Consider the following 21,250-nt stretch of genomic DNA (forward strand, 5'->3'; position numbering starts at 1 on the left):
TGCCTCGTACCATGTATATGCTTCTTTTACTTGAGTTTTAATTTCTAGCTCAATTTGTTTATAATTTAATTCTGCTTGATTCAGCTGAATTTTAGCTATTTTCAATTCATTATTGTATCTGTTTGAAAATTTTAAAGGAATATTCACTCCCCCTTTTATTTGTGTAAACTGAGGGGTTTCAGCAGCTAAATTGCGAACTTCTCCTGAATGTTCAACACCTAGCATCAACCCCAAATCTATTGCACGATTAGCTTTGGCTAACGCTATCATCTTTTGACTAACCTCTTTACTTTGTAATGCTGCGGACAGATCAGTACGATTATTTATTGCTATTTCAACCAAATGATCCAAATCAAAATCTCGGTAAAATGTTCTCAATTCACCAACAGTCGTAATTTGATTTACTGAATCAACTCCCATAAAAATAGCCAATCGAATATATGATGCTGCTAAATCTGTTTCTGCTTGAGTGACTTCATTTTTTAATGATTGAGCTTCTAATCGACTTTGTCTAGCGTCAGTTTCTGAAATATCCCCCAACTTGAACCTCATCTCATCCGAATTTGCAAGCTGATTCACCATTTCATAAGAATTCTTTTTAACATTCAATAACTCTCTCTGATAGATTGTTTGTAAAAAACCCAATGTTGCATCAGCTTTTAAATTTTTAAAGTAATCCAAAAGAATCAGTTTCGTCAATTCATATTCGCTTTTAGCCAAATTAATTCGAGCTTTTCTTTTTCCTCCTAATTCTACTAACCATCCAACTTCTGCTGAATATCCTATTCCCATCTTTCTGTTGGTTTCTCCATTATCAAAATATGCAAACTGAAGTTCTGGATCCTCAAATGCTTTTGCACTAATAATTTCCGATTCAGCTATAGCTACATTAAAGCGTTCTGAAGCCAATAAGATGTTATTTGTTTCGACTGTTTGGATAAACTTCTTATACGCTAGTTCGTACCCATTAGTTTGTTGAGCCATTAATAAACTATTTGGAAGTATTAAAACACAAACCAATATGAACCAATATTTCTTCATTTTTCTCCTTCTTATTTATTTATAGACTTATCCAAAGAATTTCTTCCCCATTTTTTTTCGATCATATAGTATAATGCTGGAAGTGCAAAAAGTGTAATAACCGTTGAAAATAATAAACCATATACTATTACCGTTGCTAATGGACGTTGTACATCCGATCCGATTCCTGTTGATAACGAGGCAGGAAATAAACCTAAAATAGCCACAGTAGCTGTCATTAAAACAGGTCGAAAACGATTTTTTGTTCCTTCAATAACTGCTTCTAAAAGGTCTATTCCCTGATTTTTTAATAGATTGAATTGAGAGAGCATTATCACACCATTTTGAATAGCTACTCCAAATAGCGCAATGAAGCCAACTGCAGAAGAAACATTCAATGTCATCCCTCTTACATTTAATGCTAACATACCTCCAAATACAGCTAAGGGAATGATTCCAATCAATAACAAAGCTTGTCTCAAGTTTCCAAATGCAACATATAAAAGAGTGAACATGACTAGAATTGCAATTGGAATAACGATTGAAAGTCTTTTGTATGCACGGTTTTGGTTTTCGAATTGACCACTCCATTTGAGATGATATAAGCGATGATCATAAGTTATATTTTGTTCTATTTTATCATGAGCTTCCTTTAGAAAGGAACCTAAATCGCGGTCCCTTAAATTTAATTTTATTGTTAAATGTCGCTTATTCATTTCGCGCGTAATCGTACTCTCTCCTGTATTAAGCTTGATATCTGCCACTTGTGCTAAAGGTATTTTTATACCATCTATATTAGTCAAACTCAATTGTCCTATTTTTTCTGGTGTATTTCGACTATCTTCTTTGTACCGACAAATAAAATCGTACACTTTATCATCTAAAAAGATTTGAGAAATCGCTTTACCTCCGATTGCAACTTCAATTAATTCAGCAACATCAGACACATTTAGTCCATATTGAGCAATTTTATCTCGATTAGCATGAATCTGCAATTGAGGTAATGGAGGTTCTTGATCAATTGAAACATCAACCGCCCCTCTTACCTTTTTCAATTCTTTCATCATACTTTCAGCTATTTTACGTGTTTCGGTAAATTCTTTACCATAAATTTTAACTGCCAATTCGCTATGTGTACCTGATATTTTATCCATTACACCATCTATCATTGGTTGAGAAAAACCTACCGTATATCCAGGCATAGCGGCATATTCTTTTTCCAATTCACGAATCAAATCATTTTTAGTTTTCCCTTTAGGCCATTCTTTATAAGGTTTTAATCCAATCGAAACTTCGAAATGAGAAGCAGTCCAAGGGTCTGTTCCATCATCATTTCGGCCTGCTTGTACCATTACATATGTAACCTCATCATATTGCATTGTATGAGATCTCAATGCATCACTCATTTCCTTTGATTTCTCTACTGATAAACCAGGAGGTAATTCAACTTGTAACCAAATCGACCCTTCATCCAATGTTGGTAAAAAATCTTTTCCAACAGAAATGGATAAACCTACTGCACAACCAAGAATTATAATAAGTGGTAAAATAACTTTTTTTGGTTTTACTATAATTTTCTCGATAATAGATGAATAAGATTGTGTTAATTTCTCTAACCATTTATTGTGGTAAATTTTTTGAGGTTTTTTATACATTACATATGCTAACCCTGGAATTAACAAAAGAGCTACTGACAATGCACCAAGTAAGGCATAACCTACAGTAAAAGCCATTGGTGTGAAAAGCTTTCGTTCGACTCTCTCAAAAGCAAATAGAGGTAAATAAGCCGTTATGATTATTAGAGTCGCAAAGAATATAGGCTTTGCGACTTGTTTTGCGACTTTAGAAATACTATGTTCTTTTAAATATTCTGTAGGATTTTTCTCTCTTTTTTTCAAAACGGTTTCCATCATTACAATTGCTCCGTCTACTATAATTCCAAAATCAATCGCTCCTAAAGACAATAGATTTGCAGGAATAGAGGTAAAATGCATGAAAACAAATGCGATAAGCAATGAAAGTGGAATCGTGATTGCAACTAAAAGTGCGCCTCTCCAACTTCCTAAAAAAACGATTAATACAATAACTACAAGACAGATACCTTCTATTAAAGTATGAGAAACAGTATTAAGTGTTGTCTCGACCAAATCTGTTCGGTCTAAAAAGGCATGAATTTTTACATCATTTGGTAAAATATCATGATTAAGTTCATTGACAGCTTCATGAATACCTGCTAAAACTGTAGATGGATCTTCACCTTTTAATAACAATACAATTCCCTCGATTCCATCTGAATAATTTCTCGTTTTGTCACTATACCCTAAAACACCTTTTCGCTCAACACTTCCGTATTTTAATTGTCCAATATCAGATAATAAAATAGGTACTCCATTTTCTGTCTTAATAACAATCTTTCCAAAATCATCCAAATCTTTCACCAGACCTATTCCTCTAATTACGTAGCCAATATCTCCTTGAGGTAATGTACTTCCACCAGCGTTCACATTATTTTGATCTATGGTTTCGACAACATCATTGAGTGAAATATTATATTGAGTTAATTTAGTTGGGTCTATTTCTATTTGATACTGCGTTGTAATCCCTCCAAAATTTGTTACTTCCGCTACACCTGACACCTGATTAATTCTAGGAACAATGACAAAACGTTGTAAATCTGTTAATTCTCTTAAGTCTTTTGTATCACTTTCTATAATGTAACGATAGACCTCTCCAATTGGTGACGTTAAAGGATCTAATCCAGGTTCCGCTCCATAAGGTAAGTCAATATCATTCAATCGTTCTTGTATTCTCATGCGTGCCCAGTAATCATCAACTCCATCTTTAAATACAATTGTAATAATGGATAAACCAAATGTACTTTTACTACGCATTACATGCATACCAGGTAAACCATTGAGTTCCCTTTCTATCGGGATAGTAATCTGTTGTTCTATCTCTTCAGCTGCTAATCCAGGAACTTGCGTAACAATTTGAGAAGTTACATCTGCAATATCTGGATAAGCTTCTATTGCTAATTGCTTCCAAGAATAATAACCAAATACAGCTATCAATGAAAACAAAGTCACCATTAGCCATTTCTTGGCAATTGCCATTTCGATTAATTTGTTCATTTCAATCGTTTATTTTACCCCCATTAAAAACACTCCTCCATCAACCACCACTTTATCTCCTGCTTTTAATCCATCTGTAACACGAACTAAATGATTATCTTCAGAATGACCTATCGCCACAACTTTTGTTTTATGGTATTTCTTTTCATCAATTTTTACAAAAACATATTGATCTGCTTTGTCCTGAAAAACAGCTTTTGAAGGAAGAATAATTTCTTCTTTACCAAAACCTTTAAGTACGACATTAACATACATACCTGGCTTTAGAAGGAATTGATTATTTTCAGTTTCAATTAAAACTTCTACACTTCTGCTTTCTTCGTTCAAAGTTTGTCCTATATGAATTATTTTTCCATCAAATACAATTGTGGGAAAGGCCTCAACTGTAAATGAAATTCTTTTTAATTCTTTTAGAAAACCTAAATTATGCTCTTTTATTTGCGCAGAAACCCATACCTTTGACAGGTCTGCTACTGTTACCAAAGCTTCATGATCTTCTTTTAAATATTGTCCTGTAACTAGTTCATTTTTTATAATCTGACCAGAAATTGGCGATCGAACCATTAAAGATTGTCCCATTCCTATTTGAGAAGAAGTATTAAAAACCTTTACAGATGCTGCAGCTTGATCTACAGCTATTTTTTTTATTTTAAAATCTGTTTGCGCTTCTTCTAATTCTCTTTTTACACCAACAGCATGATCAAATAAATCTTTTTGTCGTTTTAAATTTATTTCGGCTTGTTTTAATTCTTGTTGCGCTGCTAAATATTCTTGTTGTGCAACAAAAAAATCTGCAGATTTAATTTCAAATATTGGTGCTCCTTTTTTCACTTGCTGTCCCAATGAAACGAAAGATTTAACTACTCGTCCAGCAAATGGAGAAGCAACTTGAGCAAAATGTTCTGGAATTGTTTTTACAATTCCAGGTGAATTCAAATCAGACTCTACCAACTGAAGTTGTGCTTTTTCTATTTTTAATTGAGTTATAATAGTGGAATTATCACTGAATATTATTTCATTTTTATCCCAGTAATAATCTGCTGTTTCTGATTGTTCTATTTTACTGTTACAACTGTTTGTTAAAACAAAACCATTCCCAATAATAAGCAGCAAAAAAAGAGTTACTTTTGATTTTTTCATAAGATATATTCTATCTATTTTATTTCTAAACTTCATTTCTGATAATTTCCCAACGAATTTTTTGGACATCTTTTTCAATGGTTAATCGACTTGCTATTTTTTCTAAAAGACTATCTTGCTGATATAAAGCTGATATCTCTGCTGAAATCATTACAGAATCATTTATTAAATCATCATCACTCGAAAGAGATTTCATCATAAGGTTTTCATTATTCTCAATTGAACGCATTAGTAATACTCTTAAATGATTTTCTACATCATTTCTACATTTTATTACCAATAAATATTCGGTATCCTTGTGGTTTTTATTTTTGAAAGAGTAACGGTAAATCTGATTACTAATCGGTCTTAATAATAGATGTGCTAACATTATAATACAAGTAAGTATAACCGCTTGTATAGAAAGTCCTGAACCAGCAAATAACCCGATTGTTGCTGAGCACCAAATCGTTGCAGCAGTATTCAACCCTCTTACACTCACTCCGTCTTTCATAATGACTCCAGCGCCTAAAAAACCTATTCCACTGATAACATATGAAGCTATTCGTCCTACGGCATCTCCTCCAATGGCATAAGACATTAAGATAAATGCTGCTGAACCTACACATACCAAGGTATTTGTTCTTAATCCAGCACTTTTTTGACGATATTCACGCTCTAAACCTATTGCAGCTCCTAATAGAAAAGCTAATCCTAACTGCATTGTAAAATTTATTAAATTCATTTTATATTTTTTTAAGGAAAACCAAAGTTTCAATTCTCTTAAAAGCAGTAATAAATGAATCTTTGGTTTATTGTTTGACGAATTGGGAATCTGTTTCCATTGTTATTTTTTTTCTGTTGCAAATCTACATGACATGGAAAACAGTTGCTGTTAGAAACCTTTTAGAAGAATATTAGAATTTTATTAGAACAAAAAAGCCTGCAATAACGCAGGCTTTTTCCTATTTTTATGATTTATTATTAGTTGTTTTTTTTCAAAACTACTCGAAAAAAAGTTTTATTTTCTTCTTTGGTATATACAGCTAATTGACCAAAATGCAAATCAATAATTTTTTTCACCAAATACAAACCTATTCCTTGACCTTGAATATTTTTATGTTGAGCACTTCTATAAAATGGTTGAAAAATCATGGTTAATTCTTCTTGTCTTATCCGTTCACCTTCATTAATAAAGTCAATGTTCACTTCGGTTTCATCAAAATCAATTTGAATCTCACAAGTGGAATTAATTGAATATTTACATGCATTTTCTATTAAATTAGTAAAAGCAACTTTTAATAAATATTCATTTCCATTCACTTCGACCTCGTTTTCTTCGTTTGGAATTCGAATAAAATTTAATTCTACTTTATATTCCTTATTATTTTTTTGAACCTGAACCACCGAATCTAAAAGTATTTCATCAATTCTAATTCTTTTAAAATTAATTTCTGAAGGATCGTAACTAGCTTTCGCCATATCAAGTAAACTGTTGGATAAACGAACAATTCTTTTTGTGTCATTTAATGCAAATTGGATTAACTCTTGATATTCTTCATTAGAATGCTTCTTCCCTAAAGCCATTTCTAATTCTGTTATTATCGCTGCTAATGGCGTACGAAGTTCATGTGCTATATTAGAAACAAAACTTTTCTGAGAATCAAAAGAATTTTCTAATCGTTGTAACATTTGATTGATTGTAATTGTTAATTCTGCTAACTCATCTCCTTTTGATTTTAATTCAATTCTAAGATCTAAATTTGAAGCAGAAATTTGTTTTGCTTTACTCGTTATCGCCTTGATTGGATTTATCGCTTTATTGGTAAAAAAGAAAGCAGACAATAAAATTAGCAGCAAAGACAATGTATAGATAAGGATAATATTTTTTAATAAATTGTTAATTTTACTGTAACCATATTCATCCAAAGCTGCAGCTGTAACAAAATAATCAATTCCATCTACAGTATATTTCATCCCGACGACTTGCCACCTATCTTGGTAGAAATTAATGTAACCTTTTTGCTGTACTTGATCGAATAACGCTTCTGTTTCTTTAACAAAATCGATTTCTACTGCATCGTGGTAAATTAATGTTTTGTTGTGATCATAAACTGCAACTTCAACTTCATTGAGAGTTTGTCTGTTATTTTGATAGATATGATGCAAAACATCGGATGAAACTTTAGCTTTAAGAAAAAGATTTGATTTAGTTATAGCTTCTTTTTTAAGCAATTCAAAAAATTCTTTTTCTCTGTCTTTTTTTGCTGAATAATAAATTATAAAAGCAAAGAAAAAAAGAATAGTTGCTGTAAGCAAAGTAAATAAAAGTGTCAGTCTAATTCTAATTTTCATCTTTCTTAAATATAAATCCTTGACCTGTTTTGGTATGAATTAGTTTTGCCCCAAAATGCCTGTCAACTTTATTTCTTAAATAATTTATATAAACATCAATAAAATTAGTCCCTGTATCAAAATGTGTATCCCAAACTTTTTCCGCAATCTCAGTTCTAGATAGCACACGTTCTTTATTTTCGAGCATATAATGTAAAAGACGAAATTCTTTTGGTGTTAGATTAATTTCTTTCCCTTCTCTTTTCACTATTTTTGTATGGAGATTCATCTCTAATGTATCATATTCCAAAATGAAAGATAACGTCTGCATATTGTACTTTCTTTTAGACAAGACGCCAATTCTTGCGATAAGTTCCCTCATTTCAAAAGGTTTTACCATATAATCATCTGCACCTGCATCAAACCCTTCAACTTTATCATCGGTTGTTCCTAGAGCTGTTAACATGATAATAGGAAGAAAAGGTTTTAACTTTTTTAATTCTTGACAAAAATCTAATCCACTTAATTTAGGTAAAATAATATCTGACACAACCAAATCATACTCTTCACGAAGAGCCAATTTTAGTGCCATTTCTCCATCATAAACTACCGTTGTTTCAAACCCGTTCTCTTCTAAACCTCTTCGAATTAACGCTGACATTCTTTGATCGTCTTCTACTATTAAAATATGCATATTACAAAAATAAGGATTTAATTTTAAGGATTTTATCCTATGAGACATGAAAATAGCTCCAAAAATAATTTAAGTATAATTGGATATATTTTTTCAAAATTTGGATTATACGCAGCTTTCCGTTGATGTATATTTTGAGAAAACGAGTATTGAAACATTAAAAAAGTCGCTCAAGAGCGACTTTAGAAAGGTATTATATAAATTAAATTCTTATGGTGTAGAAATCGAAGCTTGTTGAATTTTTCCGTTAAAATATTTCCAACCATTCAATCCAAAATCAACAAGATATTCGGCCATTTCATTTGGTTGTAAAGGCGCAATATATCCAGGAAAAGCTTCTTCTAACATTTCAGTTTGTACGGCTCCTAATGCGACTGCATTAATTCTTGGACCATGATCTTTTAATTCTTCTGCCAACAATTCTGTTAAATTAACTGTTGCCGATTTAGAAGATGAATAAACTGATAATCCTGGAAATTTCACAGAACCTTGTACGGCTCCCATTGTCGAAATATTGACAACATGTGAAGATGTATCAAACTTAGACATCAAAACTTGTATCAAACGATATGGCGCCATAAAATTCACTTGCCAAGATGTTAATAAATCCGCTTCTTGTATTTCCTCAAAAGGTTTGTTTATACATATCCCTGCATTGTTGTATAAAACATCTACTTTCTCCCAAGAATTAACCGCTTCTTTCACTTGTGAAATCTCATCAAAATTAGTCAAATCAATTCCTATAAACCGATATTGATTTTCTTTTGCGTAAACCTCTAATTCTTTTAATTTATCTACATTTCGAGAAATTGTCAACACACGGTTTCCTAATTCTAAATGTTGTTTTGCCAATTCAAAACCAATTCCTCTACTTGCTCCCGTTACGATTATATTTTTCATACTGTTGTACAAATTTTACGATTTGTTCTATCGATTCAAATTTTTGTCCTTCAAAGATGATGTTATTTTCTGTTATTTCAATATGATTTTCGGCAGTATTTTCGACAGAAATTCCATTTCGAATCAACGCATTTTTCACCCAAAAAGCTAATTCAGAATTTCCTTTAATCCCTATAACTTTTGTGCAATTAGTGGGAGTCGAAAAACGGTTATTCGCTTTATCGTACATCAAATTATGGTTGGATAATTTCTGAATAATATGATGTTCAAATGCTATTTGTTCTGGAATTCCTTCAGAAAGGTTACCCTTTTCTATCCACCAAATTTTATCCGCATTTTCTAAGGCAAAATCTACTTCATGGGTAATCATCAAAAACGATTTATCCATTTTAGTTTTCAATTCATTTAATAAATTAAATATTTTATATCGATTGGCTAAATCTAAATTAGATGTTGGTTCATCTAAAATTACCAATTTAGCATCTTGACATAAAGCACGCGCAATCATTACCAATTGCAATTGGCCTTCGCTAATTTCATTCGCAAATAGATGAGCCAAATCGGTAATTCCGACCAGTTCTAACACCTCATCAATTAAGTATTGTTCCTCTTTCGAAACTTTCTTCAAAACTTTATGATAAGGCAAACGTCCCATCGCTACCAATTCAGAAACTCTAATTTTTGGAACAATTGCCATTCGTGGTAAAACCACAGCGATATGTTGTGCAATCTCTTGAGAAGATAATTTTTGCAATAAATTATTATCCAAATAAATTTTACCTTCAAGACTTTTCTCAAAACCTAAAATGGTATTAATCAATGTTGATTTCCCTGCTCCATTCTTCCCTAAAATCGTAATCAATTCATTTGTGAAGATCGTAGTATTAATCGTTGAAACAATTTTTTTTGCATTATAACCAACTGAAAGATTTTCCAATTTTAATACCTCACTTTTCATCGCACTCCATTTTTATTATTCAACAAAATACTTATCACAATTGGTGCTCCGAACAATGCGGTAATAATATTAATAGGTAAAGTTCCAAATGGAAAAATTTCAGTCAAGATTGAAAAAAGTAACATAAAAAATATACCTGACACGAAAATCCATCGGTATAAAATTTTCATATCGCCTGTTCGTAATAATGTTCTACAAATATGAGGAACGGCTAATCCTATAAAGCTAATAGGCCCTGCAAATGCGGTCGCTGAAGCTGTTAACAATGCGGTTGAAATAAGAATTGTTAATCTTAATTTTTTAATATTTATTCCCAACGACTGTGCATATTTTTCGCCCAATAACAAAGCTGTAATTCCTCGTAAAGTAAACAAGGAAACGATAATTCCACTTAGAACAAATAATCCGAAAACACCTAATTGTTCCCAAGATAAACCACTTAATGAACCGAATCCCCAAACTAAATAGGTTTTTATCTTATCCGAAGGTGCAAAATATTGCATCATTCCGATTAATGCGCCTGCTAAACCAGCAATCATAAAACCAATAATCACTAAGGATGCAGATGATTTAACGCGAAAAGAAAGTGAAATAACCATTAACAAAGCAACTATTGCACCTAAGAATGAAGCTATAATTGTAATCCAAGGATTGTTTAAAAATTCATCTAATCCAATCATCGAAAAAAGAAAAATTACAATCGCAACACCTAAACTGGCCATTGACGTAATTCCCAATACGGAAGGTTCTGCTAAAGGATTTTTGAATAATTCTTGCATCAAAAAACCTGAAATAGGCAAAGCAATACCAACCAACAAAGCTGTTAGTGATTTTGGCAATCGAAAATTGAGTACAAGGTTATGGTACATTTCGTCTGAATGCCCAAAAATGACACTGAATATTTCGGTGAAAGAAATCGGAACTTTTCCAACACTTAAACTGATCACAAAAAGTAAGAGTGTTAGAATAATCAATACAAAAAATAACGGTTTTTCTTTCATCAAGACAAAGATAGAAATTCTAATAATTTCTTAAAGTTTAATTATAAATTCGTTTTAAATCAAATTTTATGATTAGTTTCGTTTCATGAATTTTAGAAGTCTTGTTTTAATTATTTCTTCGATTTTCATGCTACTTACACCTTGTAGCATGAAAGCTTCTATTCATACTATTTTAGAAGTTGAAAATGTTCAGCAAACAAAATCAACTCCAAGTAAAACAATTCAGAGTAATACAACATCTTGTGTTAACATTAAATTTGAAGTAATTAAGAAATCAAGCAAACAACTTGATTTATCTCATTTTGATTTACCGCAAATATCTTTACAATTCATTCAATACGCACGATCTTCATTGATCGTAGAAGATATTGATTCGAATAAAATACAATCTCCAAAAATACCTTTCTATTTATTGTATAAGCAATTGAAATATTCGTTGTTGTCGTAATTTTCACAATTAATTCAACAATAATTATTCAACAATTTATACTTATTTGTACATTATTGAATTAGAATTCGTCAATTCGAGTGATTTTTCGAACTATAAAAAGAAGAAAAATTGTATCGATAATTAAGATGAATTTTATCTTCTAAAACCTTATTCTCGATACAAAATTCTAAATGAATTTCACTCGAATTGACTGTTTTAGACTACAAAACAAAAATGTAGATTTAAGTAACTTATATAACATATCATGCAAAACAAATCTGTTTTATCAATGGGTAATGCTGTATTGGCATTGCGTTTAGTCATTGGTTGGACGTACTTTTCTGCCTTTTGGAGGCGGTTAATTTTAGAAAACAAACTTGATCCAGAAGCAACTGGATACATTGGCGAAAAATTTAATCATTTTTTACCGAACGCTCTTTTCATCAAACCTCTTATTCAATATTTGGTCGAAAATCCCGAAGCTTTATTGTGGAACATGTGGATTTTCACCATTATAGAAGGCGTGGTAGGCTTGTGTTTGATGCTTGGTTACAAAACGCGTTTCATGAGTATCGGTGTTTTCTTCTTAGCAATGGGAATTTTATTAGGTTCGGGATGGATTGGAACAACTTGTTTGGACGAATGGCAAATTGGCGTATTAGGTTTGGCAGGAGGATTCACGCTAATGCAAGCGGGCTCTGGTAAAATATCCTTGGATTATTTATTCAATAAAAATCAATTTGTTGAACAAGAAAATAAATGGAATTCTATTTCTTATAAAAAATATACACCTCATTTTATCGGATTTAGTTTTTTCATATTATTCGTTACGTTGTTTACAAATCAAGTATTTCATGGTGGTGTTTATGGAACTTTACACAATAAATCGGTCAAGCCAAAAGTAGAAATAACCAATTTAAAACAACTTCAAAATAAGGTTTCATTTGACGTTATGCGAATAGAAGGTGCTGATGTATATGGTTCTTTTTTAATCCAAATTGATTTTTACAATGACCAAAATAAAATCATTGAATCATTAGATATGAAAGAGTTATCAAATTTAGACCAACAACAAATTTCGAATTATTATGTAGCAAAAGTTACACCACATAAACACAGTTTAGTGTTACCTTTGGGAGCGAAAGCAAACTTAAATTTTGAAATAGAGAATAGAATTCACAAAGTAGTACTAACCGATATAAGCGGATTACAATGGGAACAAACAATAAATTTATAGCAATGTTAAAAAGAAATTACTCAACTATTATCGTAGGAGCGTTGGCTTTGGTCTTACTTTTTGTACCAGAAGCTAAAGCAATGATGCAGCAAGGTTTAATGAAATTAGGATTATTCGATCCAAAATTAGAAAAAGTTGAAAAGTCTTCTCAACCAGAAACCGAAGCAAATTATATTTTCGAAATGGTAGATGTGGATGGAAAAACTGTCAACATGGAAGATCTGAAAGGAAAAGTAGTGTTTATGAATTTTTGGGCTACTTGGTGCCCTCCTTGTATTGCAGAAATGCCTTCTATTCAAACTTTATATGACAAAGTAAAAGAGGATAAAGATATCGTGATTTTAACAGTGGAAGTAGAAGGAAAACGTGATAAAGTAGCGAAATTCATGGAACGTAAAAAACTTTCGTTACCAGTGGTTTATCCCAACTCATCTATTCCGACTGAATTTTTTAATGGTTCGTTACCAACAACTATTATCTTAGACAAAAAAGGAAACATTGCACACACCACAATGGGAATGGCAGATTATTCTGGTCAAGATATTGTTGATTTCTTGAACGAATTGAAAACGATGGAATAATTATTCTAAAATAAATTAAAAAAGCTTCGAGAGAAAATTCTCGAAGTTTTTTTTTAGAATACATTCAATTGTGTTGATTCTAATTCTAACAAAAATTTCTTGCGCTTATTACCTCCTGCGTATCCTGTCAGAGATCCATTTGTTCCAATAACCCGATGACAAGGCACCACAATTGCTATTTTATTTTTCGCGTTTGCATTTGCAACTGCACGTATCGCCAACAAATTACCCAAAGCCATCGATTGCTCCTTATATGACCGTGTTTTTCCAAATGGAATTTTAATTAATTCGTTCCAAACCTTTATCTGAAAATCAGTTCCAATCAAATCAAGCGGAATGCTAAATTCGTTCAAATTCCCTTCAAAATAAGCGTCTAACTCCTTTTCTAAATTTAACAAAACTTCATCGTGCTTATTTTCTACAATTTCACCCAATTTTTCAATCTCTTTAAGTTGTTTTTCGGTTGATTTCCCATCAAAAAATGCTAATACACAAAGTCCTTTTTGTGACTTAATTGCAAGCATTTCTCCCAAAGGTGTTTGTATTTTTTTTGCGTGAAACATTTTATTAAATTTTAATTGAAAGTTAGAAAAATATAGTCGTAATTTGGTACCATATTTGTTGTTAAACATATCATAAAATTAATTATGAAGAAATCTATATTAGCGAGCATCTTTGCATCATTTATCTTATTCTCATGCCAATCAAAAGGTATCCAACAAGAAGAAAAAAAAGCTGAAGTGGCTCAAAACTCTACAAAAACATTTAAAGATGAACATAATTCAAGAAACTCTTTGGATTGGGATGGAAAATATGAAGGTACTTTACCATGTGCGGATTGCGAAGGAATAAAATATATTGTTGAGTTAAAAAAAGACGGTAACTTTTTCATTGAACAAGAATATTTAGGAAAAGAAACGGTTTACCAAGATGAAGGTTTTTATAAATGGGATGCTACTGGAAATATTTTGCACTTAAACTCGAATATTAGCCCTTTGGTCCTGAAAGTTGAAGAAAATAGATTGAAAGTTTTAGATCAAGAAGGAAAAGAAATTACTGGAAATTTGAAAGATTTATACGTATTGAAAAAAGTAAAGAAATAATTTCAAAAGTTAAATTTCTACTCTATAACAATTAAAACGCTGTCAAGGTTTTAAACCTGACAGCGTTTTCTTTTATTGTTCTAAACTTTTTTGCCATTCCCAAGCTGTACGCATACTTTCTGCAAGTTGAGTTTCAGGTTTCCAACCCAATTCTTTTTCTGCATACGAATTATCTGCATAGGCTTCGATAATATCTCCTGCGCGACGCTCTTTGATCTGATAATTCAATTTCAAATCATTTGCATCTTCAAAAGCATGAACAACTTCTAAAACTGTCGAACCCGTTCCTGTTCCAAGATTAAAGAACTCTAATTTCGCTTTATTTTTATTTTCAATCAAACGAGTTACAGCTTTTACGTGCGCATCTGCTAAATCATTCACATCAATATAATCTCTAATTGCTGTTCCATCACGCGTTGGGTAATCGTCTCCCCAAACTGATAAAGCTTCTCTAATTCCTGCCGCCGTTTGCGTAACATATGGAATCAAATTATTTGGAATTCCTTTTGGTAATTCACCAATTTTCGCTGTAGGATGGGCGCCTACTGGATTGAAATAACGTAAACAAATCACATTTTTATCGAAAGCTGTAGAGAAATCTTCTAAAATCTCTTCACCCATTTGTTTCGTTTTCCCGTAAGGAGATTCTGGTTTCTTTAGTGGTGTTTGTTCATTAATTGGCATATGATCTGCCTGTCCATAAACGGTACAAGATGAACTAAAAATGATATTATCTGCATTATAATCTTTCATCGCATCTAAAAGATTAATTAATCCTAAAAGATTATTACGATAGTACATCAACGGTTTTTCAACAGATTCACCAACCGCTTTATGTGCTGCAAAATTGATAATTCCGTCAATTTTATTTGTCTTAAAAAATTCATTTACTTTTTCTTGATCTTTTAAATCTATTTGATAAAAAGATGGTTTTATAGAAGTAATCGATGTAATTCTATCTAAAAAATCAATATTCGTGTTTGATAAATCATCAATAATCACCACTTCATAACCTGCATTTTGTAGTGCTACAACTGTATGCGAACCGATATAGCCTAAACCACCGGTTACTAATATTTTATTCATTTTATGTAATTTCATTGAATTAGTTAGTCCAAATTTAAGCAAATAAAAAAGCTTCTGAAACCAATCAGAAGCTTTTTCATATTTTTTTAATGTAAATTATTTTCCAAAGAATTCACGCACAGCAGAAGTAATATAAACCAATTGTTCTTCTTCTAACTCTGTATGCATCGGTAAAGACATCACTTCTTCAACCAATTTATTGGTATTTGGGAAGTCTGCATCATTGTAATGACCGTTATCATACGCTTTTTGTTTACGTAATGGAACAGGATAATAAATCATTGCTGGAATTTCTTTTTCTGTTAAGAAAGCTTGCAATTCGTTACGTTTACCATTTGTTACACGTAAAGTATATTGATGAAAAACATGTGTTGTATCTTCTCCTTTTGATGGTGTAATTAGCGCATCAATATCTTTAAAAGCTTCTGAATAATAAGCTGCTGCTTTGTTACGTGCAGCATTATACTCGTCTAAGAATGGTAGTTTGCGGCGTAAAACTGCTGCTTGAACTGAATCTAAACGTGAGTTAACCCCTACTTCATCGTGGTAGTAACGCTTGTACATTCCGTGATTTACAATTCCACGTAAACGATGTGCAATATCATCATCATTCGTAAAAATCGCTCCACCATCTCCGTAACATCCTAAATTTTTAGAAGGGAAGAAAGATGTACAACCAATATGACCAATTGTACCAGCTTTTTGACCTTTGTATTCTGCACCAATTGCTTGCGCTGTATCTTCTATAACATATAAGTTATGTTCTTTTGCAATTGCCATAATCTCATCCATATTAGCACATTGCCCAAATAAATGAACTGGAATAATTGCTTTAGTTTTTGGTGTAATAGCAGCTTTCAATTTTTCTGTATCAATTGTAAATGTATCATAATCGACATCTACTAAAACAGAATTTAATTTTAATAAATCAATCACTTCTACCGTTGCCGCAAAAGTAAAATCTGCCGTAATTACCTCGTCACCTGGCTCCAATCCTAATGCCATCAAAGCGATTTGTAAAGCATCTGTCCCATTTCCACAAGGAATAACATGTTTTACGTTAAGATATTCTTGTAATTCAGTTTCGAATTGTTTTACTTCTGGTCCATTTATAAAAGCAGCCGAATCTAAAACATTCATAATTGCTGCATCAACGTCACCTTTTATTTTTTGATATTGACTCTGTAAGTCAACCATTTGTATTTTTTTCATAACTTAATGAATCTTTCAACATCTACAACTTTAAAAAGTCGATATTATTACAACAAATGTACAAAAAAAGCTCGTTCTAAATTTCTAACTTTGCAAGATTGTGCAAGGATTTTATAATATATCAATCAAGGCGTACGGAATGGCGCTAAAATTGGCTTCGAATTTTAACGAAAAAGCGAAACTTTGGATAAATGGTCGTGATAATTGGGAAGAAAAAATTGCTTCTAAACTATCTAAAACGGATAAAGTTTTGTGGGTACATTGTTCTTCTTTAGGCGAGTTTGAACAAGGTCGACCTGTGATCGAAACCTTAAAAGAAAAGTATCCTACACATAAAATTGCTGTTTCCTTTTTCTCGCCTTCAGGTTACGAAATTAGAAAAAATTATCAAGGAGCTGACTTAATTTTCTATTTACCTTTAGACACAAAATCGAATGCAGAAAAACTAATAAAAGTCTTGCATCCCGAAATTTTGATTTTGGTGAAATACGAATATTGGTTCAATTTAATTTCGACTTTACATCAACACAAAATACCAACAATTGTGGTTTCCTCTATCTTTAGAGAGAGTCAAAACTTTTTCAAAAAGGATGGAAATAACTGGTTTGCTAAAAAATTAAGTTTAATTAATCATTTCTTTGTGCAAAACGAAAAGTCTAAAAATTTATTAGACTCTATTCAGATTACACAGAATACAATTGCAGGTGATACGCGTTTTGACCGTGTTAAACAAATTATTCACCAAGACAACCACTTGGATTTTATGGAAACTTTCAAACAACATTCAAAATTAATTGTTGTTGGAAGTTCGTGGCCAAAAGATGAAGAATTATTTATTGAATTAATCAATCAAAAATTAACGAATGATTGGAAAATTGTTTTCGCACCACATAATTTGAATGATGCTGAGATCAATTCTTTTCTGAGTAAAATCAATCAAAAAACTGTTAAATTTTCTGATTTAGAAAAAACTTCGCAACAAGATTTAATTGATTCAAAAGTTTTTATTCTAAATACAATTGGACTACTATCCAAAGTGTATGCATATGCAGATATCACTTATATTGGCGGTGGTTTTGGAGCAGGAATTCACAATACATTAGAAGCTGTAACGTATGGAAATCCTGTTGTATTTGGACATAAATACAAAAAATTCCAGGAAGCTGTTGACTTGATAGCAGTTGGTGGTGGTTTTTCAATTTCAAATCAAACCGAATTTAATAAAATAATGAACCGTTTGATGAATGACGAAAATTTTAGAAAAGCAAGTGGAAAAAAAGCAGGAGATTTTGTTCAAAATTCTCCAAATGCAACGAAAATTATTATGGATTATTTAGCGAAAATTATTTAAGTCATAATATTTTATGAATTTTTAACAAAAAAGGCATAGATATTGTGAAATAAAAAAGCATTATTGTTTTTTTGAAGAACAGCTCAATTTTATCTATGAATAAAACTTTACTTTTGAATTAAATAATATAACTCAAACTTAAGTAATAAAAAAATGAAGAAACTAATCTTAGGAATAGCACTTTTCGGTGGATTAAGTGCAGCGAACGCGCAAATTGATTTAGGAGTAAAAGGAGGTCTTAACTTCCCGACTTTATCTGGTACTGAAAGTGCAAAATTTAGAACAGACTTTTATGTTGGTGGTTATGCAAATTACAAAGTAACTGATCAATTTAGTTTTCAGCCAGAATTATTATACTCAAAACAAGGTGCTGGAATCAAAAAACATGATGGTAGTGATAAAAAAATAGTTACACATAATATTAATATTCCGTTAATGGGACGTTATGAAATTATGGACGGATTGGATGTTGAATTTGGTCCTCAATTAGGTTTCTTGGTTTCTGCTAAAGAAAAAACAGAATTCAATAATATTAAGACTAAAGAGCCAATTACAGATAATTTCAAAACATTTGATTTTGGATTAAATATAGGAGCTGGATACAAAGTAACTGACGAATTAGAAATCAATGCTCGTTTTACAAAAGGATTAACAGATATTAATCATGATCCATCTTCAAAAAGTACTACGAATACCTATTTTAGTGTTGGTGTAGCGTATAAATTAATGGAAATGTAATAACATTTCAAATCAAAATATCAAGGAGCTTTTTGCTCCTTTTTTTGTGTGTAAATGTTAAATAAGTTAAAAATAAATTGGTCAAATTAAATTTAATTCTATATTTGTAGTAATTAAATTACAATTGTAGATTATGAAAGTTAAATTATCAAGAAGAGAAGAAGAAGTGATGGAAGTTATTTGGAGTGGAAAACAAGTTTTCGCCAAAGATATTATCGATTCTTATGACGATCCAAAACCTGCAAACACGACTATATCTACTTTATTAAAAAGGATGCACGACAAAGGTTATATTGATTACGAACAAATGGGAAACTCGCGTCGATACTACGCTTTGGTAAAAAAAGACGACTATTTTTCGAAAGAAGTAAAAGGAATGATTTCAAACTTCTTTAATAATTCGGCAACACAATTTGCTTCATTTTTTGCAAAATCACACAATATGTCTGTTGAAGAATTAGAAAAATTACGTGATATCATCGACAATGAAATAGACCGTAAAAAGAAATAGCTTATGGTTGCTTATGTCATAAAATTTATTCTTTGCTCTGGTTTTTTGTATTCATTTTACAAACTTTTATTGGAGCGCGAAAGTATGTATAAAATCAATCGATTTTATCTTTTATTCTCGTTAGTTTTCTCGTTGACAGCGCCTTTGTATAAAATAGATTTACCAATTACAGCTAACGAAACAAATATTTCGCCTGAACTATTAGCTTTTTTAATGCAAAACCCTGACGTATTGCAACAAGAAGAAGGAATTAACTTTGGGGATATTTTAAATGTAATTTACATCCTATTTGCAGTTTTATTTTTAGCCAGATTTAGTTACAATTTGTACAACTTGTTATTTAAAATTAAAACAGAAGAAAAAATAAAAGACCACGAAATTACTTATGTTCTCGATTTACAATCAAGTCAACCTTATAGTTTTTGGAATTATATTTTTATTCCCAAAAAACAACTCGAGAATTTACATCAAAATTTAATTGATCACGAAAAAGCACATTGTATTCAGAAACATAGTTTTGATATATTATGGATAGAAATTTTTCAAATCCTTTTTTGGTTCAATCCTTTTATTTATTTCTACAAAAAATCGATCAAACTAAATCATGAGTTTTTGGCAGATGAATATGTGTTAAAAAGAAACTCTGATTTAAAAACTTATCAACATCAAATTTTAGATTGCATTGCAACTCAAAATCCATCAATGATGGCGAGTAATTTCAATTTTATACTAACCAAAAAACGCCTACTTATGATGACGAAAAACACCTCAAATCGAAAAGCTAAAATTCTTTCTTTTGCTTCTTTACCTTTTATACTAAGCGCTTTTGTATTGTTTTCTCAAAAATCTTTTGCTCAGGAAGTAGAAAATAAAGCAAAAAAGGTAGAACAAGCATTGGAAAAACCTGTTCAATCGCAAGCGGATTTGATATTTGATACAAAAGAAGAAAATAAAATAACGAAAAACCTGAATGACACTATTACGTTAATCAAAAATTTATCTGATGGTAAAACAATGACCAAAGAAGAATTAAAAGATATTTTGAAAAGTAATCCGCAAAACAAAATTATTTTAAACGATGCTGGAGATATCATCTTGAATGATTCGATAAAAATAAAAGATATTGTTAGAAAAAAAGAATTAATACCGACAACACTATATGGTAAAGATGGCAAAGTTTTACAAAAAATAGATCCAAAAGATATTAATAAAGTAATTGTAAAAAAGAGCGAAGGTTTAATAGAAATTTTCAAAAAAGATTCAAGTGTTATCAGAATTTTTAACTCTGAAAAAGATATTCCGAATATTGATAAAAAAGTAACAACTGCTAAAATGCCAACGGTAAAAAATAATATTACTCTGAAAAATGGTTATTCTATTTACACCGACAAAAATGGTGTTGAACATAAAATTATTAGTTCAGAGATTGATAAAGTTTATTTAGAAAATCAATTAAAATCAAAAGGAATTGATAATGGTTATAGTGTAAGTTTTTCAAAAAATGAAGGAATTGATAAAACGGAAATAGAAAAACAATTAAAAGAATCGCATTCAAGAGGTTATGATATTACAGCTCTAAAAACTGATCCTAAAAATCCCGAAATACAAAAATTAGGTTCATTTACTGTAAAAACATTTTATTCTGAAGATCCTAAAGAAATGAGTAAATATCTTGAAGAAAAAAAGAAAGAACTTGTATTACAAGAAAAAAACACTAAACAAATGCTAAAGGAGATTGAAAAAAAGCAAAAACAGCTAAAAAAAGAAATTAAGAAATAATCAAAATTTCATCGCATTTATAACATTTACAAAAAAGGAAACTCAGTTGAGTTTCCTTTTTTAGT

At 31.0% G+C, this 21,250-nt stretch carries 20 protein-coding genes; 8 read left to right on the forward strand and 12 right to left on the reverse strand.

Features of this window, described 5'->3' with window-relative positions; all coding sequences use genetic code 11:
- The 9 genes from Q0616_RS03385 to Q0616_RS03425 all read right to left on the reverse strand — a co-directional run.
- The coding region (locus Q0616_RS03385) for a TolC family protein (protein ID WP_298775114.1) at nucleotides 1-1,041 on the reverse strand (1,041 nt) is incomplete at its 3' end.
- 11 nt (nucleotides 1,042-1,052) lie between these two features.
- On the reverse strand, nucleotides 1,053-4,151 hold the full coding sequence (locus Q0616_RS03390) for a CusA/CzcA family heavy metal efflux RND transporter (RefSeq protein ID WP_171622898.1): 3,099 nt from the start codon (nucleotides 4,149-4,151) through the stop codon (nucleotides 1,053-1,055).
- A 9-nt stretch (nucleotides 4,152-4,160) separates the two neighbouring features.
- Nucleotides 4,161-5,291 carry an efflux RND transporter periplasmic adaptor subunit gene (locus Q0616_RS03395; protein ID WP_225542134.1) on the reverse strand — a complete coding sequence of 377 codons (1,131 nt, stop codon included), beginning with the start codon at nucleotides 5,289-5,291 and terminating at the stop codon, nucleotides 4,161-4,163.
- Between the two features lie 25 nt (nucleotides 5,292-5,316).
- Complete coding sequence (locus Q0616_RS03400; RefSeq protein ID WP_298775117.1) at nucleotides 5,317-6,015, reverse strand: MgtC/SapB family protein; 699 nt, start codon at nucleotides 6,013-6,015, stop codon at nucleotides 5,317-5,319.
- Nucleotides 6,016-6,254: 239 nt separating this feature from the next.
- Complete coding sequence (locus Q0616_RS03405) at nucleotides 6,255-7,625, reverse strand: ATP-binding protein (RefSeq protein ID WP_298775119.1); 1,371 nt, start codon at nucleotides 7,623-7,625, stop codon at nucleotides 6,255-6,257.
- Nucleotides 7,615-8,298, reverse strand: coding sequence for a response regulator transcription factor (locus tag Q0616_RS03410; protein ID WP_171622927.1), 684 nt, complete (start codon nucleotides 8,296-8,298; stop codon nucleotides 7,615-7,617). Before Q0616_RS03410 ends, Q0616_RS03405 begins: the two co-directional genes overlap by 11 nt.
- A gap of 210 nt (nucleotides 8,299-8,508) precedes the next feature.
- Nucleotides 8,509-9,198, reverse strand: a complete 690-nt coding sequence (locus tag Q0616_RS03415; RefSeq protein ID WP_225539068.1) for an SDR family oxidoreductase — start codon at nucleotides 9,196-9,198, stop codon at nucleotides 8,509-8,511.
- Nucleotides 9,167-10,156: an ABC transporter ATP-binding protein gene (locus tag Q0616_RS03420; protein ID WP_225539067.1), complete on the reverse strand. Its 990-nt coding sequence runs from the start codon at nucleotides 10,154-10,156 to the stop codon at nucleotides 9,167-9,169. The genes Q0616_RS03415 and Q0616_RS03420 overlap by 32 nt, the downstream gene beginning before the upstream one ends.
- Nucleotides 10,153-11,157: an iron ABC transporter permease gene (locus tag Q0616_RS03425; protein WP_171622892.1), complete on the reverse strand. Its 1,005-nt coding sequence runs from the start codon at nucleotides 11,155-11,157 to the stop codon at nucleotides 10,153-10,155. The genes Q0616_RS03420 and Q0616_RS03425 overlap by 4 nt, the downstream gene beginning before the upstream one ends.
- 85 nt (nucleotides 11,158-11,242) lie before the next feature.
- On the opposite strand from Q0616_RS03425, the gene Q0616_RS03430 reads away from it, so the two are divergent.
- The 3 genes from Q0616_RS03430 to Q0616_RS03440 all read left to right on the forward strand — a co-directional run bounded on the left by Q0616_RS03430 (nucleotide 11,243) and on the right by Q0616_RS03440 (nucleotide 13,405).
- The gene (locus Q0616_RS03430) at nucleotides 11,243-11,605 is read left to right on the forward strand and encodes a hypothetical protein (RefSeq protein WP_286483777.1); all 363 of its coding nucleotides are present in this window, start codon (nucleotides 11,243-11,245) and stop codon (nucleotides 11,603-11,605) included.
- Between the two features lie 247 nt (nucleotides 11,606-11,852).
- The gene (locus tag Q0616_RS03435) at nucleotides 11,853-12,824 is read left to right on the forward strand and encodes a TQO small subunit DoxD (RefSeq protein ID WP_260544127.1); all 972 of its coding nucleotides are present in this window, start codon (nucleotides 11,853-11,855) and stop codon (nucleotides 12,822-12,824) included.
- A 2-nt stretch (nucleotides 12,825-12,826) separates the two neighbouring features.
- Entirely contained in the window at nucleotides 12,827-13,405 is a 579-nt protein-coding gene (locus Q0616_RS03440; protein ID WP_260544129.1) for a TlpA disulfide reductase family protein, read from the forward strand.
- 53 nt (nucleotides 13,406-13,458) lie between these two features.
- Here the strand turns inward: Q0616_RS03440 and Q0616_RS03445 are convergent, their stop codons facing one another.
- Nucleotides 13,459-13,968 (reverse strand): methylated-DNA--[protein]-cysteine S-methyltransferase, encoded by a 510-nt coding sequence (locus Q0616_RS03445; RefSeq protein WP_171622889.1) that lies wholly within the window; start codon nucleotides 13,966-13,968, stop codon nucleotides 13,459-13,461.
- Between the two features lie 84 nt (nucleotides 13,969-14,052).
- On the opposite strand from Q0616_RS03445, the gene Q0616_RS03450 reads away from it, so the two are divergent.
- Complete coding sequence (locus Q0616_RS03450; protein WP_298775129.1) at nucleotides 14,053-14,508, forward strand: copper resistance protein NlpE; 456 nt, start codon at nucleotides 14,053-14,055, stop codon at nucleotides 14,506-14,508.
- Nucleotides 14,509-14,580: 72 nt separating this feature from the next.
- Here Q0616_RS03450 and galE read toward each other — a convergent pair whose 3' ends face one another.
- Together galE and Q0616_RS03460 are read right to left on the reverse strand one after the other, a co-directional pair.
- Nucleotides 14,581-15,594 carry a UDP-glucose 4-epimerase GalE gene (galE, locus tag Q0616_RS03455; protein ID WP_171622887.1) on the reverse strand — a complete coding sequence of 338 codons (1,014 nt, stop codon included), beginning with the start codon at nucleotides 15,592-15,594 and terminating at the stop codon, nucleotides 14,581-14,583.
- 96 nt (nucleotides 15,595-15,690) lie between these two features.
- Entirely contained in the window at nucleotides 15,691-16,806 is a 1,116-nt protein-coding gene (locus Q0616_RS03460; protein ID WP_286484170.1) for a DegT/DnrJ/EryC1/StrS aminotransferase family protein, read from the reverse strand.
- Nucleotides 16,807-16,906: 100 nt separating this feature from the next.
- Here Q0616_RS03460 and Q0616_RS03465 point away from each other — a divergent pair, with 100 nt between their 5' ends.
- The 4 genes from Q0616_RS03465 to Q0616_RS03480 all read left to right on the forward strand — a co-directional run bounded on the left by Q0616_RS03465 (nucleotide 16,907) and on the right by Q0616_RS03480 (nucleotide 21,185).
- Nucleotides 16,907-18,157: a glycosyltransferase N-terminal domain-containing protein gene (locus tag Q0616_RS03465; protein ID WP_298775134.1), complete on the forward strand. Its 1,251-nt coding sequence runs from the start codon at nucleotides 16,907-16,909 to the stop codon at nucleotides 18,155-18,157.
- A 153-nt stretch (nucleotides 18,158-18,310) separates the two neighbouring features.
- Entirely contained in the window at nucleotides 18,311-18,895 is a 585-nt protein-coding gene (locus Q0616_RS03470) for a porin family protein (protein WP_225539057.1), read from the forward strand.
- 133 nt (nucleotides 18,896-19,028) lie between these two features.
- The gene (locus Q0616_RS03475; protein WP_298775136.1) at nucleotides 19,029-19,406 is read left to right on the forward strand and encodes a BlaI/MecI/CopY family transcriptional regulator; all 378 of its coding nucleotides are present in this window, start codon (nucleotides 19,029-19,031) and stop codon (nucleotides 19,404-19,406) included.
- 69 nt (nucleotides 19,407-19,475) lie between these two features.
- Entirely contained in the window at nucleotides 19,476-21,185 is a 1,710-nt protein-coding gene (locus Q0616_RS03480; RefSeq protein ID WP_298775139.1) for a M56 family metallopeptidase, read from the forward strand.
- Nucleotides 21,186-21,250 lie beyond the last annotated feature (65 nt).

Origin of the sequence: uncultured Empedobacter sp., from assembly GCF_937930195.1 — a bacterium.
Lineage (GTDB): Bacteria > Bacteroidota > Bacteroidia > Flavobacteriales > Weeksellaceae > Empedobacter > Empedobacter stercoris.